The 15,075-nt window shown below is 50.7% G+C and carries 13 protein-coding genes; 6 read left to right on the top strand and 7 right to left on the bottom strand.

The features are described from left to right. Positions 1-186 precede the first annotated feature (186 nt). The 3 genes from J6J28_RS08955 to J6J28_RS08945 all read right to left on the bottom strand — a co-directional run bounded on the left by J6J28_RS08955 (position 187) and on the right by J6J28_RS08945 (position 2,707). A complete protein-coding gene (locus tag J6J28_RS08955; RefSeq protein ID WP_301721196.1) occupies positions 187-1,230 on the bottom strand; it encodes a bifunctional glycosyltransferase family 2/GtrA family protein in 1,044 nt (347 codons plus the stop codon). Positions 1,231-1,240: 10 nt separating this feature from the next. Further along, on the bottom strand, positions 1,241-2,266 hold the full coding sequence (locus J6J28_RS08950; protein WP_301721195.1) for a DUF3667 domain-containing protein: 1,026 nt from the start codon (positions 2,264-2,266) through the stop codon (positions 1,241-1,243). 138 nt (positions 2,267-2,404) lie between these two features. Further along, positions 2,405-2,707 carry a hypothetical protein gene (locus J6J28_RS08945; protein WP_301721194.1) on the bottom strand — a complete coding sequence of 101 codons (303 nt, stop codon included), beginning with the start codon at positions 2,705-2,707 and terminating at the stop codon, positions 2,405-2,407. A gap of 211 nt (positions 2,708-2,918) precedes the next feature. On the opposite strand from J6J28_RS08945, the gene J6J28_RS08940 reads away from it, so the two are divergent. Beyond that, positions 2,919-3,458, top strand: a complete 540-nt coding sequence (locus J6J28_RS08940) for a WYL domain-containing protein (protein ID WP_301721193.1) — start codon at positions 2,919-2,921, stop codon at positions 3,456-3,458. A gap of 2 nt (positions 3,459-3,460) precedes the next feature. On the opposite strand, the gene J6J28_RS08935 is transcribed toward J6J28_RS08940, so the two are convergent. Then, on the bottom strand, positions 3,461-3,925 hold the full coding sequence (locus J6J28_RS08935; RefSeq protein ID WP_301721366.1) for a methylated-DNA--[protein]-cysteine S-methyltransferase: 465 nt from the start codon (positions 3,923-3,925) through the stop codon (positions 3,461-3,463). A 57-nt stretch (positions 3,926-3,982) separates the two neighbouring features. Between J6J28_RS08935 and J6J28_RS08930 the strand changes: the two genes are divergently transcribed. Continuing rightward, positions 3,983-5,194, top strand: coding sequence for an Nramp family divalent metal transporter (locus tag J6J28_RS08930; RefSeq protein WP_301721192.1), 1,212 nt, complete (start codon positions 3,983-3,985; stop codon positions 5,192-5,194). Between the two features lies 1 nt (position 5,195). On the opposite strand, the gene J6J28_RS08925 is transcribed toward J6J28_RS08930, so the two are convergent. Together J6J28_RS08925 and J6J28_RS08920 are read right to left on the bottom strand one after the other, a co-directional pair. Continuing rightward, positions 5,196-6,182 (bottom strand): hypothetical protein, encoded by a 987-nt coding sequence (locus J6J28_RS08925; RefSeq protein ID WP_301721191.1) that lies wholly within the window; start codon positions 6,180-6,182, stop codon positions 5,196-5,198. A gap of 69 nt (positions 6,183-6,251) precedes the next feature. Then, the gene (locus tag J6J28_RS08920; RefSeq protein WP_301721190.1) at positions 6,252-7,931 is read right to left on the bottom strand and encodes an NAD-dependent malic enzyme; all 1,680 of its coding nucleotides are present in this window, start codon (positions 7,929-7,931) and stop codon (positions 6,252-6,254) included. A gap of 74 nt (positions 7,932-8,005) precedes the next feature. On the opposite strand from J6J28_RS08920, the gene J6J28_RS08915 reads away from it, so the two are divergent. Further along, the gene (locus J6J28_RS08915) at positions 8,006-8,455 is read left to right on the top strand and encodes an OsmC family protein (RefSeq protein ID WP_301721189.1); all 450 of its coding nucleotides are present in this window, start codon (positions 8,006-8,008) and stop codon (positions 8,453-8,455) included. Here J6J28_RS08915 and J6J28_RS08910 read toward each other — a convergent pair. After that, a complete protein-coding gene (locus tag J6J28_RS08910) occupies positions 8,441-9,139 on the bottom strand; it encodes a 2OG-Fe(II) oxygenase (protein WP_301721188.1) in 699 nt (232 codons plus the stop codon). The genes J6J28_RS08915 and J6J28_RS08910 overlap by 15 nt on opposite strands. A 179-nt stretch (positions 9,140-9,318) precedes the next feature. Here J6J28_RS08910 and J6J28_RS08905 point away from each other — a divergent pair, with 179 nt between their 5' ends. The 3 genes from J6J28_RS08905 to gdhA all read left to right on the top strand — a co-directional run bounded on the left by J6J28_RS08905 (position 9,319) and on the right by gdhA (position 15,000). Next, on the top strand, positions 9,319-11,799 hold the full coding sequence (locus tag J6J28_RS08905) for an ExeM/NucH family extracellular endonuclease (RefSeq protein ID WP_301721187.1): 2,481 nt from the start codon (positions 9,319-9,321) through the stop codon (positions 11,797-11,799). A gap of 148 nt (positions 11,800-11,947) precedes the next feature. Then, positions 11,948-13,651, top strand: coding sequence for a serine hydrolase domain-containing protein (locus tag J6J28_RS08900; RefSeq protein WP_301721186.1), 1,704 nt, complete (start codon positions 11,948-11,950; stop codon positions 13,649-13,651). Further along, positions 13,648-15,000 (top strand): NADP-specific glutamate dehydrogenase, encoded by a 1,353-nt coding sequence (gene gdhA, locus J6J28_RS08895; protein WP_301721185.1) that lies wholly within the window; start codon positions 13,648-13,650, stop codon positions 14,998-15,000. The genes J6J28_RS08900 and gdhA overlap by 4 nt, the downstream gene beginning before the upstream one ends. Positions 15,001-15,075: the final 75 nt, after the last annotated feature.

Below are 15,075 nucleotides of genomic sequence, written 5' to 3'. Positions count from 1 at the left end.
ATACTCGATATCCACTGGCTTTTAGGGGTTGTATAGGCAACCTTGAAGGGTGCTTTAAGCAACAGTTGCGCTCCCTACCTATTCTGAGGGGTAAGAGAGCGATCTATTAAAAAAAGTTGTTCAGGAAAAACCTCAAAGGCGGAGGAGATGCTAATAAATATTCGCTAAGAGCGCAATTAAATTCATCTATGCAGGATTTTTATCGCCAAACACCAGTTTTTTCTGTAGTCGGTAGCTGAGCAAAAATACAAGTACCTCGGCAACGGGCTTACCGATAAAGGGAGAAATCCCAATCAATAAGAGACCTTTGGTGAGTATGTAATTGGTGCCTACTAATATCGCGGCCAGCAGGGTGTAATGGGTAGCGTCACGGGATAGCGAACCGCCACGGCCAAATACCCACTGCCGGTTCATGCTGAAGTTAAAGATCCCCGAGCATAGACGGGCACTGGCGATAGCTGCGAGTATCTCGCCAGTGAAGCCATAGATGAGTGCGAATAGACCATAATCGATCGCCGCTGATGCAATACCAACCCCTGAGAACTTAAGGAACTTGCTGTAGATCCGAATCGAGTCCTGTACTGGCTTGAAATGGCTGCTCTTGTTGCCTTTTTCGTAAACCGTGGTGATCTCATGGCTACGAAACGCGAGCTCTTCGCGTTTGGCGAGAATCAGCATATCAAGCTCAAATTCATAGCGGTCGCTGGGAGATTCCAGCAGCTGCGGCAACAAGCTGGCAGGAATACCGCGCAAACCGGTTTGGGTATCTGGAATGTTGACTCTTAGCCCCAACCGAAACGTATATCTGGCAAAGATATTTCCGAGCCACGAGCGAAACGGAATATCCGGAGCTTTAAAATTACGACTGCCCAGCCAGAGTGCCTCGGGCTCGCCAGCAAACGCTTGTGTGACTGCCAGAATATCATGCGGCAAGTGCTGGCCATCGGCGTCTGCAGTGATCACGCCTTTGCTGTCAGGGACGTGTTTCAGCACCCACTGAAACCCCGTTTTTAGTGCCGCCCCTTTGCCTTGATTATTGTCATGCTCAAGCACCACAACCTGGGAAAAGTCGCTTAGCCGTGAAAAAATTGAGGATGGCTTGCTGCCGTCATTAACAACCACAATCGTCTGATAACTGTCAGAACTCTCGTTGAGCTGTCTTACCAGCTGTAATAGCTGCTCATCAGGGTTGTAAGCGGGGATTACAATTACAGGTCGGGAGTCAGCCAAAACGTCCTCGTTAAGCGGTTAAAATTCCAATAAATAACATGATAACAAAAGCAAAGGATAATAAGACAGCATAAACTAAAGCGCAGATGATGAATTTTAGAATAGTTAATAGCCAGCCCTGATTATAAAAAAGCTTCTGAGTGAACAACATATAGCTGACCATCCAGGCGAGCAATATGTTCTCTGCCCAGTCCACAACATCTTCAATCAGCGGAGAGCCAGTAAGTTCTGTGGCCCAGGTAGAGCCTCTACTAATAACCGTTAGCAACATAAGTGAGAGCAGTAAAAAAGCATGCGTATGTAACGCAGCACTGAGATGCTCTAGGTAGTAGCGCCCAGAAAAAGCGTAGATAAGCTTAAGAAATAAGGCCCAAAATGGCAGCATGATAAGCATCATCTGCGGGGCTAATGAAACCAACCTCTTAACTAGAATTTTGGGCTCTTTTGCCAACTCCTGAATTCTTTCTTCGATTTGTTGTTCTTGCTCTTCAGTAGCCCCGGGAAGACTCACTCTAAACTTTTCGACGACTTCTTCGGTTGTTGTTGGGGCGCTGACAATATCTTGTCGATTGAGTTGCGCTTCAACGGAAGCGAGTGTTTCATCAACTTGTTGTTGCTCTGCCGGAGTGAGTTCCTCCGAGGGGGCTCGAATCGCGTCAAAGTCAATTAAGCTGGTGAGTACCAAGAACGAAATGAGTGAGATGAAAAAATAAAGCCGCAAGGGTGGTACGTAGGATGCGTGTCGCCCCCGAACGAACTCTTGAGTAAGAAAAGCTGGTCGAGTAAAAAGGTTGACCAAGGTACGGTAAAAACGCGAATCCCAATGACTAATTTCTCCCATCAAGTCAGCGACCACCGCAAATACACTGCGAATGTAATGACGATCTTGCTGACCGCAGACATGGCAAAATTCACCTAAGAGTTCGCTGTCACAGTTTTTGCAGCGATGATCTTGTTTGTTCTTTAATTTTTCGTTTGCAGCGTCGACTGAATCAGTTGGCTGAGTAACGATCAAACTGGAATCTTGGCTAGTCATAAGTGCGATTATTGTTTTTATAGTAGTAGGAGTGTAGCTCAAGTTTAATCAGCCACACAAAAAAAAGGCGACTCCACAAAGGAATCACCTTTTTCATCTTTCATTTGAGCTGTCTTCAACGAGTACTACGCGGCGGTTCTACCGGTTACCGCCATTATCATTATCGCCATTATCTTTTTTCTTTTTGTCTTTGTCTTTGGCGTCTTTCTTCTTCCCTTGGGCATCAGCTTTCAATGCTTCACGCTGGGCTTCACGCTCGGCCTTCATCGCTTCGTGCTCAGCCTTCATTTTTTCGCGTAAATCCTGTTTGCGCTGTTCAGCTTTATCTTTGGCATCGTCGGCTTGCTGCTGGCCTTTATCTGCCTTTTGGCTTTGTGCTTCAGCGCCAAACGGAAGCACCATCACGAGACCAGCCATGATTAAAGTCAATAAACGTTTCATCGTGAACTCCTCAATGCAGCCTTTTCCAGAGAACGGGATTTCCTGACTACACTATAGTGTACTCGAGTTCCGAATAAATTGCTTAGTAACCCGTCAGGCATGAAATTACTTTGCGACGAATTTACAAAAATCGCAGGCTGCGTCATAGCATGTCGCAGTCGCAGTTTAATCTTTACATTCGCCGACACTGGATCAGAAAAGGAGTTCAGCCATGCAAACGGTTCTACGTTATCTACTGATGTTGCGTCATATCCCCAGACAGCCGCAAAAAATCGATGTAAACACCTTACGTGAACGTCTGATTGAGCAAGGCATCGATGTCAGTATCCGCACCATTCAACGCAATTTGATTGAGCTTTCCGAAGTTTTCCCTCTGACCACCGACGAACGCGGCAAGCCCTACGGTTGGAGTCTGCTGCCAGACGCACCTTTATTGCCTTTGCTCGCGCCGACGCAAGTTCATCGTGTTGCCAGTGCTGGCGATAAGATCCTCGCTGGGATGGCACAGATCGAGTTGCGTTGTGCCCCGGAAATCAGAAAACAGCTGGAAGCCTATCCGCTGAATGGCACGCAGCAACTGAACAGTGAAGATGAGCGTCTGTTACTGACGGCAAAAACCGAGTTAACCGATGAGCTCATCGTCTGGATCCTGAGTTACGGCGCCAAGGTCGAGGTATTGGCTCCACAAGAACTACGTGACAAAGTCGCAGAACAGGCCGCCGCCATGCATCAGTACTACCAGCAGCAGTAAGGTTAATCCTGCGCTGGCCAGCAGCCTTCGTGACGGAGTAACCAGGCTTTTTTATCCAGCCCTCCGGCGTAGCCCGTTAAGGTGCCATTGGCACCAATGACACGATGACAGGGTACGACAATACCAATAGGATTTTTGCTGTTGGCCAATCCGACGGCGCGCACGCCTTTAGGATTATTGATGGCCATGGCAATGTCGCCATAGCTTGCTAGCTTGCCGTAGGGGATATGCTGCAGCTTCTCCCAGACGCTTTGCTGAAAGCTTGTTCCCCGCGGTTTTAACGGAAGGTCGAAGACCCGCAATCGGCCGGCAAAGTAATCTTCTAGTTGTCTTGCGGTTTCGCGTAGCACGGGACACCAGCTCGGTTCACTCACCGGCTTTTCAATAAATGAAACCTGCTGTAGAGTTTCGCCATCGCTATAGATAGCGACGGGGCCTAATTCGGTGTCGATACTTGCTTGATAAATTGTGTTCATGGTATTGATTTAGCATATCTTGCCAGTCCGTACCAGAGAGAGTTAAAAATGATAACAAAGCTAAAGCAACTCAGTTTTGGCCCGGCCACCCTTGTCGCCGCTGCTTTTATTGGCCCCGGTACAGTAGTTACGGCCAGTCTTGCCGGTGCCAACTTTGGTTATGCGCTGCTGTGGGCTCTGGTGTTTTCAGTGTTGGCGACTATGGTGTTACAAGAGATGGCGGCACGTTTAGGTGTTGTGACTCAGCAGGGACTGGGTGAGGCCATCCGTTCGCAGTTGCAGAATCCGCTGCTGAAATGGTTTTCCATTGCGCTGGTATTGGCTGCAGTGGTCATTGGTAATAGTGTTTATCAGGGCGGTAACCTGACCGGCGCCAGCCTGGGGATGGCCGATCTAATTGGCACGTATGCCGGCTGGCTGCCACTGGTACTCGGGGTATTGGCCGCAGCCTTACTTTGGAGTGGCAGTTACCGCTTGCTGGAGCGAGTGCTTATTAGCCTGGTCATGGTGATGAGTATTGCCTTTATCGCGACGTTTCTCATCGCTCGTCCGGATTGGTCTGAGTTTTTCAGCGGCCTGCTCATTCCCAGCCTGCCGACAGGTTCACTGTTAACGGTGATTGCACTGATTGGTACCACCGTGGTTCCTTACAACCTCTTCCTGCATGCAGCCAGCTCCGCGCAAAAATGGAAAAGCCCAGAACAGTTACCTCAAGCACGTGGTGATTTGCTGCTATCCATTCCGCTGGGTGGGTTAATCTCCATCGCTATTGTCTCCACTGCCGCCGCAGCATTTTTTGGCCAGGCAGTGACTTTGGAAGGTGCAGCAGATTTGAGTGGCTCACTCCGGCCTTTAGCGGGAGATGGCGCGACTTGGTTGATGGCAATAGGCCTATTTGCGGCAGGGCTGTCATCCTCGCTTACGGCACCTTTAGCGTCGGCGTATGCATTAAGTGGGATCCTGGGTTACGGTGGCGATTTGCGTAGCTGGCCGTTTCGGCTGACCTGGCTGGCGATTATAGCGATTGGGGTGGTGATTGCGTCACTGGGACTACGTCCGGTCAGTGTGATTTGGTTTGCACAGGTTGCCAACGGACTGCTGTTACCTATTATGGCTCTCTTTTTGGTATGGGCATGCAATCACAAGATGATGGGCCGCTACCGCAACTCCTCACGGCAAAACCTGTTTGCCGCCATCGTCGTGTTGATTGCGGTTGGTTTGGGCTTGCGTAGCATCGGTGCTGCATTGCAATGGTGGTAAGCTATTGACCAAACAACAGTTCGAACTCGACACCAACTATCCACCTGGGGCGCCGGTGTTCATTCAGCTGTTCGCGCGGCCAATGCAGGCCGACCCAGCCTTCCAGATACAGCCAGTCGCGTAAAAAGCGTGCGCGATGCAAGGCGCGCAAACCATAGTCCTGCATCGGGACCGGATGCTCAGTCTCACCGTACCACCAGAGCTCAGCGCCTACCGCTCGCTCGTGATGGTAAATGTAGTACAGCTTTTCTGAGGCATGCCAGCGAACACCTTGGGTGCGCTCGGCGAATGTGCCGCGCGCCCAGAACTTGTTAAACCAGCGCTCACTTAACGCAAAGTCATGCTCTACGGTTTGGGCGATGCCAAAGCCGTCACTGTCGCGCCAAAAGCCCACTGTCTGTAAATGAATTTCGCTTCGCTCGTTGATAATGCCTTCGTAGCGGTAGCGGGCGCGCACATAGGGATCAAAATCGATGCCACCGCGAAAACCAGCACCAAAAGACACATTATGATTGGCATGCACCACGGGGTCAAAACCAAGCCCTACCATCCATTCTTCGTCAGCCTGATCACGACGAATGACTGTCGGCCGGGTCGTTTGTTGAGCGTTGATAAAATCATCAAAATCGCCGCGGCCAATAATCGCTGAAAGTTTGCGCTCAGCGTGAGGCAGGATGACTTTCGCCCGGAAGCTCGAGTCGACTTTCCAGCCATCGTATTCGTCCCATTCCGGGCGCAGGGTTAAACTGCCGTAGGCATCATTGTACGCGTCAGCATCAATGCCTTCGGCGAAAAAAGAGTCGAGCCAGGCAGCGGTGCTGGCGACGGTAGTCTTTAAGCCAGAGCGGAAATCATCGAGAAGCGCTTGCTCATCCGGGTCGTCATCGGTTTCGCTTTGTTGCGCGAACAGAGGCTTGCAGAGCGTCAGGCCAGCAAGTGTGACCATCACCAAACACAATGACTGAACGGGACGTGGGCAAGCTTGCATACGCTGACTCCTTGTTGATGATGTCTTTGAACATACAAGGAATCAGCGTCTTTCGCCAGTTCAGAAGGGTTAAATACTGACCCGCTTGTAGTGCCGATACTCGGGCGACCAGAAGTGCGAGTCGATACGCTGCTGCAAGGTCTCATCGCTGATTTCCAGAGCGTGACCCTGTGCTTGCGCAGTCTTACCTACGGCGAAGGCGATTTGCTTACTCAACTCAGCAATATGTGTGAGCGGCGGTAGCAGTTGCTCGTCTTTATTCAAAGCTCTGGGCGAGGCTTCCGCAAGGGTATTACTGGCCGCCATGAGCATCGCATCAGTGATAACTTTAGCCTTAACAGCAAGCACACCCAGGCCTATGCCAGGGAAGATGTAACTGTTGTTGCACTGCGCGATGGGATACAACCCACCGTTATACTTAATGGGCTCATAAGGACTACCAGTGGCCACGATGGCATCACCTTCGGTCCATTCGATCACATGTGCCGGGTGTGCTTCAATTTGTCGGGACGGATTCGACAATGGGAAAATAATGGGTTGTCTGGTGTACTGATGCATGGCCCGGATGACTTGCTCAGTGAAGAGGCCGGGCTGGCCGGAAACGCCGATAAGGATAGTCGGTTTCGCACAATGCATCACATCCAGCAGTGAAGGGTAATCGCCACTGTGTTGCCAGTCGCTGAGCTGCTCGCGAGGCTGCATCAACGCCTGCTGGAATTCACGAAGACCTTCCATCCCCTCGGTCAAAAGACCAAAGCGGTCGACCATAAAGATACGCTGTCGCGCTTCGCTGTCGGTCAGTCCCTCAGCAACCATTTGTGCAATAATTTGCTCGGCGATGCCGCAACCCGCAGAACCTGCGCCGACAAAGGCGACACGCTGATCCTTGAGCTCTACGCCTTTGGCTTTACAGGCAGCAAGCAAGGTACCGACGGTGACCGCTGCGGTGCCCTGAATATCGTCATTAAAACAGCAGAACTCGTCACGATAACGCTGCAAAATCGGCATGGCGTTGGGCTGTGCAAAGTCTTCAAACTGAATCATGGCTTCTGGCCAGCGGCGGCGCACAGCATGCATAAATTTATCAATAAACGTGTCGTAGCTTTCCTGATCAATACGTTTATGCCGCGCGCCCATGTACATAGGGTCATTGAGGAGTTTTTCGTTATTGGTGCCAACATCGAGACATACCGGCAAGGTATAAGCTGGGCTGATCCCGCCGCAGGCGGTGTACAGACTCAGTTTGCCGATGGGAATCCCCATGCCGCCAATACCCTGATCGCCCAGGCCAAGAATGCGTTCACCGTCGGTGACCACGATAACTTTAACTTTGCGCTTCGTCGCATTTCGGAGGATATCGTCAATCTGGTCGCGCTCTTCATACGAGATAAACAACCCGCGAGAGCTACGATAAATATCGGAAAATTGCTCGCACGCATCCCCCACCGTCGGGGTGTAGATAATCGGCATCATTTCCGCCAGGTTATCCTGCAGCAGCCGATAAAATAAGGTTTCATTGTTGTCCTGGATGGCACGAAGGTAGATGTGCTTGTTCAGTGCCGTGTCGAAACTCGAGTACTGCATATAACAGCGCTGCACTTGCTCCTCGATGGTTTCATAGCGCGGCGGCAATAAGCCTGTCAAATTAAACATTGCGCGCTCTTCGCGAGTAAATGCACTACCTTTATTGAGTAATGGTGTTTCTAACAGATTCGGGCCTGCATAGGGAATATACAGCGGATTCTTCATGGAATCATTCTCCTGGCGCGTACGAATGGAACAACGTTTAGCTCGTTATTATGGCAAAAAAATAAGGGAAACACATGGAAAATCCGAGCTTTGAAGTAAAACTGGAGTTGATTGACAACTATAAGTTTGAGATTGATTTTGGGGACTTTGGTCAGATCATGACGGATGAACCAGAGCCACTTGGGGAAGGGGATGGACCCAATCCGAGTCGTTTACTCGGTGCTGCAGTTGCCAATTGTCTGGCGGCAAGTCTGATGTTTGCGATTCGGAAATACAAGGGCGACCCCGGTAAAGTCAGCGCTAAGGTAAAAGGTGATATGGAGCGCATTGATGGGCGCTGGCGGGTGACACACCTGTTTGTCGAACTGGCACTTGGCAACCGCGCTGCGGCCATTGATAAGTTGGATCGCATCCTTGGCCAGTTTGAGGACTTTTGTGTGGTCACGCAAAGTGTACGCAGCGGTATCGAGGTTGCTGTGACCATCCTCGACGAAGACGGACTGGTGCTGTCATCGTCCGAATAGCTGTTGGCCTGAATTCATCAGGATCCAACTGGTGAGAATATACTTGTCGTTGGAAACCGGAACCGTACCCCGGTGGGTATGGGTAAAGTAACCCGGGGCAATAACCATGCGTCCCTGACGGGGCTGAATACTGCGTTCCTGATAATAGAAATCAGTGCTGCCACCTACTTCAACATCGTTCAGATAGAACATAAACAATAAGGTTCGATGCAGCGCCTCAGTGCTGTTTTGCTCTGGGAATACCTCGCAGTGCCAGTAGTTATAATTGCCTTGCCCGCGTTCATATTTTTGTGCCTGAATAGCCCCTAATCGGTACAAAAGCTCCATGTAGCCGGCTTCGTTTCCGGCGGCGACTTCATCGAAATTTTCATGGGTCAGTGCGACGGGCTCGCCTGTTCGGGGATGGCGGACTTGCAGTGCTAGTGGAGCAATCAAGGCAAAGCGGTATTTTTTAAAATAGGCCAGTGCGCAGCGCCGTGTCGCTTCGGTAATCGTTTGTAGCTGTTGCTGATATTCCGGGTGCTGATTTAAATAAAGATCAGTACTTAATTTCTTGCTGGTATCCACCCCGCCGCCGGTTCGGCCTTGCTGCCGGTGAGGGCTGCCCTCAAAGGTCTCGATAAAGCTCTGACAGAAGTCAGCACTTAGGGCATTGTCATAGATTTCAATAAAGTCGTTTGCCATCGTTAGTCTCTTTAAAGGTCGGTCTGACGGGTGCTTTCAGCATACGGATCCAAACGGTTGAGTTCCAGCCTGAAGTTGTCATTCACCTGTAACAAAAAGTAATTAAATTGTTAATTGATTTACGCTATAGTGTTCCGCGAAAACAACAAGTGGAACACACAACAATAAGAGAACGGACTATGAAACGCCATAACTTAGCCCTTGCGGTTTCTGCACTACTGGTCAGTAGTGCGGCGTCTGCAGATATTATTATTTCTGAGCACATCGAAGGCAGCAGTAACAATAAAGCTATCGAATTTTTCAATGCCGGTGCCACAGAAATTGATCTCAGCACCTACGTGTTAGAGATCTATTCGAACGGCAATACTGAAGCTGGAAATACCGTGCCATTGGTTGGCACACTGCCTCCGAATGGTATTTATGTTGTTGCGCACCCCTCAGCAAGCGCTGAAATTCAAGCCATCGCAGATAAGACAGGGAACCTTTATTACAATGGTAACGACGCGCTGGTGTTACGCAGCGGAGATGCTGTTGTTGATTCAATGGGGCAAATTGGTGTTGATGAAGTCTGGGAGTCTGATGGTGTCTCGATGCAGAATCAGACCATCCGCCGCAAAGACTCCATCACCTCTGGTGACACAGATCCGAGCGATGTTTACGCGCCGGGCGATGAATTTAACAGTTTTGCAATCGATGACATTAGCGACCTGGGCCAGCACCTAGGCTTCGGTAGCGCGCAACCGGAACCTGAGCCTGAGCCGGCGCCTGAATTCGGCGCTTGTGGCGACGCTGCAACCTTGGTTTCAGAAGTGCAGGGCAGTGGCTTATCAAGCCCACTATTTGAGTCAGAGGTAGTGGTCGAAGCTGTAGTAACTGCCGTTTATCTTGATGGCGAGCGGCCGCTAAACGGTTTCTTTATTCAGGAAGAAGATGCGGATCAGGATACGGATCCAGCGACCTCAGAAGGTGTGTTCGTTTACCATCGGGACACTGCCGTGGCTGCTGGCGACAAGGTTCGCCTCGCGGGTACGGTCGGTGAATTCTATGATTCCACGCAAGTCAGCGGTCTCACTGCTATCACTGTTTGTGCATCGGGCGAAAGTGTCACTCCTACCGCCTTTAGCGTTCCTGTTGACTCGCTGAATGCGTTTGAAGCCATAGAAGGCATGCTGGTAGAGCTTGAACATCCGGTTGTCGTTACCGATACGGAGACTTTGGGTGAGTACGGCGATTTCTGGGTGGCCCGTGATCGGCTCTATACGCCAACACAGGTCGCTGCGCCGGCGGAAGATAACACTATCAACTTCCGTTTAAATGCCTTTCTGATCGATGACGCCCGCGGCGTTACTAACGCGGAAGATGTACCTTTCCCTGCAGGTGGTTTAAGTGCAGTGAATACTCTCCGTTTAGGCACAGAAATCACCAATCCGGTGGGCGTGATTAACTACTCGTTCAGTGAGTACCGTTTATTACCGACTTCAGCGCTGCAATACATTGATGCGAATCCACGCACCGAAGCTCCGCAGCTCGCTGACGAAGGCGATTTACGCATTGCTTCGTTCAACGTTCAAAACTTCTTCAACGGTGACGGCGCCGGTGGCGGCTTCCCGACCGAACGGGGTGCTGGCACTTTGGTTGAGTATGAGCGTCAACTGGCGAAATTAGTGGCTGCCATTACGGCCATGAACGCCGACATCATTGGCCTTAACGAAATTGAGAATGATGGCTTTGCTGAGACCAGCGCGATTGCTCAACTGGTCGCGGAAGTCAACGCACAAAGCGATGCTGAGTGGGCTTTTGTAAGCTTTGGCGATGCCGAGTACGTTGGTAGCGACGCCATTACTAATGCGTTGATTTACCGTACTGACCGCGCAGCTGAAACCGGTACCGCGGTATTCACCACCGAAGTGCCTTTTGACTTTGGTAACCGCCCACCGATTGCGCAAACCTTCCACGATCTGGTCAACGAAGATGAAGTGACCGTGGTAGTGAACCATTTCCGTTCTAAAGGTGGCTGCAACAGCAGCGCAGCGGAAGGCGATAAGGACAGCGGTGACGGTCAGGGATGCTGGAACGCAACTCGTGTGCAAGCAGCGGAGAAAGTGCTTGAGTGGATAGCTAACGATCCAACCGGCCGCGATGTAGAGGATGTGATTCTGGTCGGTGACTTCAATGCTTATGGCATGGAAGATCCGGTACAGGCAATCATTGATGCAGGCTACACTGATTTGCAATTCGCTGCGTTGGGTGCGGAAAATCACACCTACGTCTACGATGGCCTGTCTGGTTCGCTTGATCATGCCTTCGCATCAACCAGCCTGAATGACAAAGTGGTAGCTACTGTCAACTGGAACATCAATGCAGATGAGCCACAGGTCTTTAGCTACAACACCGAGGACAAAAGCGAAGTGAATCTGGCGAACTACTACAATGAAGACCCTTACCGTAGTTCAGATCACGATCCAGTGGTGGTCGCCATGACTACTGAAGCGAATGACTCTGGTGATAACGATGGCGGTGATGCTGACGTTGATGACGGCAACTCTGCGCCACCGGTAGAAGAAATGCCCAACATTGATCATGCGACCACCAGCGGTTCATTCCCGGTATGGATGGGGCTGAGTCTGCTGTTACTTGGTTTGCTACGTCGCCGCGTATAAACACGCGACCCGACAAAAAGCTTAAACGCCGGTCTCTTGACCGGCGTTTTTTATGAGAAACTGAAAACCTCGCAAAAACTCCATCCACACAGCCGTTCATTATTTGCCTTTTTGGTCTACTATTGATGAAAACAAAAAGGAGCAAATCATGCGCGCATCTCTTTCTTATTTCATCATTTTTTGTTGTGCGGGTTTAACCGCGTGCTCGCCGGCATCGGATTCTCAAGAAACTCCGGCACCGGCAATGACCGTCGACCCGCTGGTTGAGCATGTCGAGCAGGTACTGACCGAAGTCTATTCTGATGAGCTGCCCGGGGCGACTGTGGTTATTTCACAAAAGGGTGACCTCATTGTTGAAACCGCTCGCGGTATGGCAGATATGGAACTGGATGTAGCGCTGCAGCCACACCATATTTTGCGGCTGGCATCAGTTACCAAGCAGTATACGGCAGCAACCATTCTCAAGTTAGTTGAACAGGGCAAGCTCGCTTTGGATGCTCCTGTGGGCGATGTCTTACCGAACTTCCACGTCCCCGAAATTACTATCCACCAGTTGCTGAATCATACCTCGGGTTTACCGAGCTATACCGATGTGCCGGGCTATGTGACCGGCGATGACATGCGCGCAGACTTATCCACCGCAGAAATTATTGCCCTAACCAGCGATTTGCCTTTGGAGTTCACTCCCGGAAGCCAGTGGCGTTATAACAATTCTGCCTATGTCGTGTTGGGGGCGGTCATTGAAGAAGTGACCGGCAATAGCTGGCATGAAGCTATGCAGGAACTGCTTTTTGAACCCTTAGGCTTAGGCACAACAGGGTACTACAGTGCCGCTGAAATTACGCCCGGCCGGGTTGAGGGTTACATGCAGCAAGAGCAGCTGGTTAACGCTCCCTTTATCAGTATGACGCAGCCGCATGCCGCGGGGGCTTTGTCGGCAACTGCTGCTGACGTCGATAAATGGCAACGCGCACTGCATGGCGGTAAGGTACTTAGCGACGCGCTCTACAGCCGCATGATCGACACTTCACAAGGCCTGCAAAACTACGCTTATGGTCTCTCGGTCACTTCCTTACGTGGCGAACAAATGATCAGTCATTCCGGTGGCATCCATGGTTTCAATACCTATGCTCTGTGGTTGCCGGAGCAGGAGGTTTCGGTTGTGGTATTAAGTAACTATGCTGGTCACACGCCTGCCGTGGGGGAAGTTGCTTTGCGTCTGGCAAGTCAGGTGATTGGCAAACCTTTTCCTATCGAAAAGGCGACCATCGAACTGCCAGCAAGTGAGCTGCAAGCGCTGGTCGGAACCTATCAGATTAGCGACGATGAGCAGCGCAGCTTAAGCTTAAACGACGGCGTACTTTACAGTCAGCGTGATGGCGGCCGGAAATTGGCGGTCGCAGCTGTAGGGAATGATCAATTCGTGCTGGAGGACTCACTGGTTTATTTCGAAGCGTTGCGCAACGAAGCCGGCCAGGTCACGGGCTTGAATTTTTATCAAATCGCAACCACTGAACCTGAGTATGCGGAGAAAATCAGCGATAAGGCACCGCAGCGCAGCGTCATTAACCTGAGTGATAGTCAGGCGCAGCGTCTTGTTGGTAACTATGAGCTGATGCCAGGCTTTGTCATCAGTATTCGGCATACTGAGGCAGGAATGGTTGCCCAAGCCACCGGACAGTCGGCATTTGTGGTGCAGGCGGAAAGCCCCTCTGTGCTATTTAATGATGAGTTTGGTATCGTCATGGAGTTTGAATTGCCAGAACAGGGACCCGCCAGCCAATTAATGCTTCTGCAAGGTGGTCAAAAATCCCCTGCTCCGCGTATGCAAGACCAAAAGGAGGGCGAATGACCTATATACACGACAGTATTGAACAACTGAAACAATCAAGTCCGGCACAGACTGAATTTTATCAGGCCGTTGAAGAGATCCTAGAATCATTGGCGCCGCTACTGGAACAAAACCCAAGGTATCGCCAACACTCGATCATCGAGCGTTTACTTGAACCTGAACGTCAGATCATGTTCCGCGTTCCCTGGGTTGACGACGACGGCAAAATTCAGGTCAACAAGGGCTATCGGGTTGAGTTCAATTCTGCGTTGGGGCCCTACAAAGGTGGCTTGCGCTTCCATCCCAGCGTGAATGCCAGCATTGTCAAGTTTCTGGGCTTCGAACAAATTTTCAAAAACGCCCTGACCGGTTTGCCTATTGGTGGTGGTAAAGGCGGTGCTAACTTTGACCCTAAAGGCAAATCCGATGCGGAAATCATGCGCTTTTGCCAGTCTTTTATGACCGAGCTGTATCGGCATATTGGTCCGCATACGGACGTTCCCGCCGGTGATATCGGTGTGGGGACACGAGAAATTGGCTATATGTTTGGTCAGTACAAGCGACTGGTGAATCGCTTTGAGGGCGTATTAACTGGCAAAAGTACCTTATGGGGCGGCTCTGCGCTGCGCAAAGAGGCAACCGGATTTGGCTGTGTGTATTTTGCAAAGTCATTATTAGAGAGTCGCGAGGAGCAACTAACGGGTAAAACCTGCTTGGTCTCGGGCTCAGGGAACGTTGCTATTTATACCATGGAGAAGCTTTATGAGCTGGGCGCTAAACCGGTAGCCTGTTCAGACTCCAGTGGTACAATTTACCATCAAAGCGGTATTGATTTAGATTTAGTTAAAGAAATCAAAGAAGTAAGGAATTCGCGCCTAAGCGAATATTGCGATACCCATAACGAAGCCTATTACACCCCACGCAGTGATTATCCTGAGCATGGTGAGCAAATCTGGACCTATCAGGCGGACCTGGCGTTTCCTTGCGCAACCCAAAATGAAATAAACGAAAGCGATGCACAATGCCTGGTGGAGCACGGCATCCAGGCGGTGGTTGAAGGCGCCAATATGCCCTGCACGCAAGCCGCCGTTGACTTGTTTCAGGAGCAACACGTACTTTACGGACCAGGTAAAGCAGCCAACGCTGGCGGTGTTGCCACCAGTCAGCTGGAAATGGCGCAAAACGCCAGTCTTACGCGCTGGACGCGAGAAGAAGTAGATGAGCAACTGAAATGCATCATGGAGCGTATTTACCGGGATGCGAAACGCACCGCCGAAGAGTTTGACGACCCGGATAATCTGGTGCTTGGTGCAAATATCGCCGGCTTCCGCCGAGTGGCGGATGCGATGATTGATCAGGGTGTGGTTTAACCACCCTGATCGCGCTTCAGCACAGGCAAAGATTGACTTTCAGACCGGTAACGGCAATGATGACTGCAGCAAATA

It is taken from the genome of Pseudidiomarina terrestris (assembly GCF_030466375.1).
In the GTDB taxonomy this organism is placed as follows: Bacteria; Pseudomonadota; Gammaproteobacteria; order Enterobacterales; family Alteromonadaceae; genus Pseudidiomarina; species Pseudidiomarina terrestris.
The sequence above is the reverse complement of the archived record's forward strand: the minus strand, read 5'-3'. Positions and strand labels throughout refer to the sequence as shown.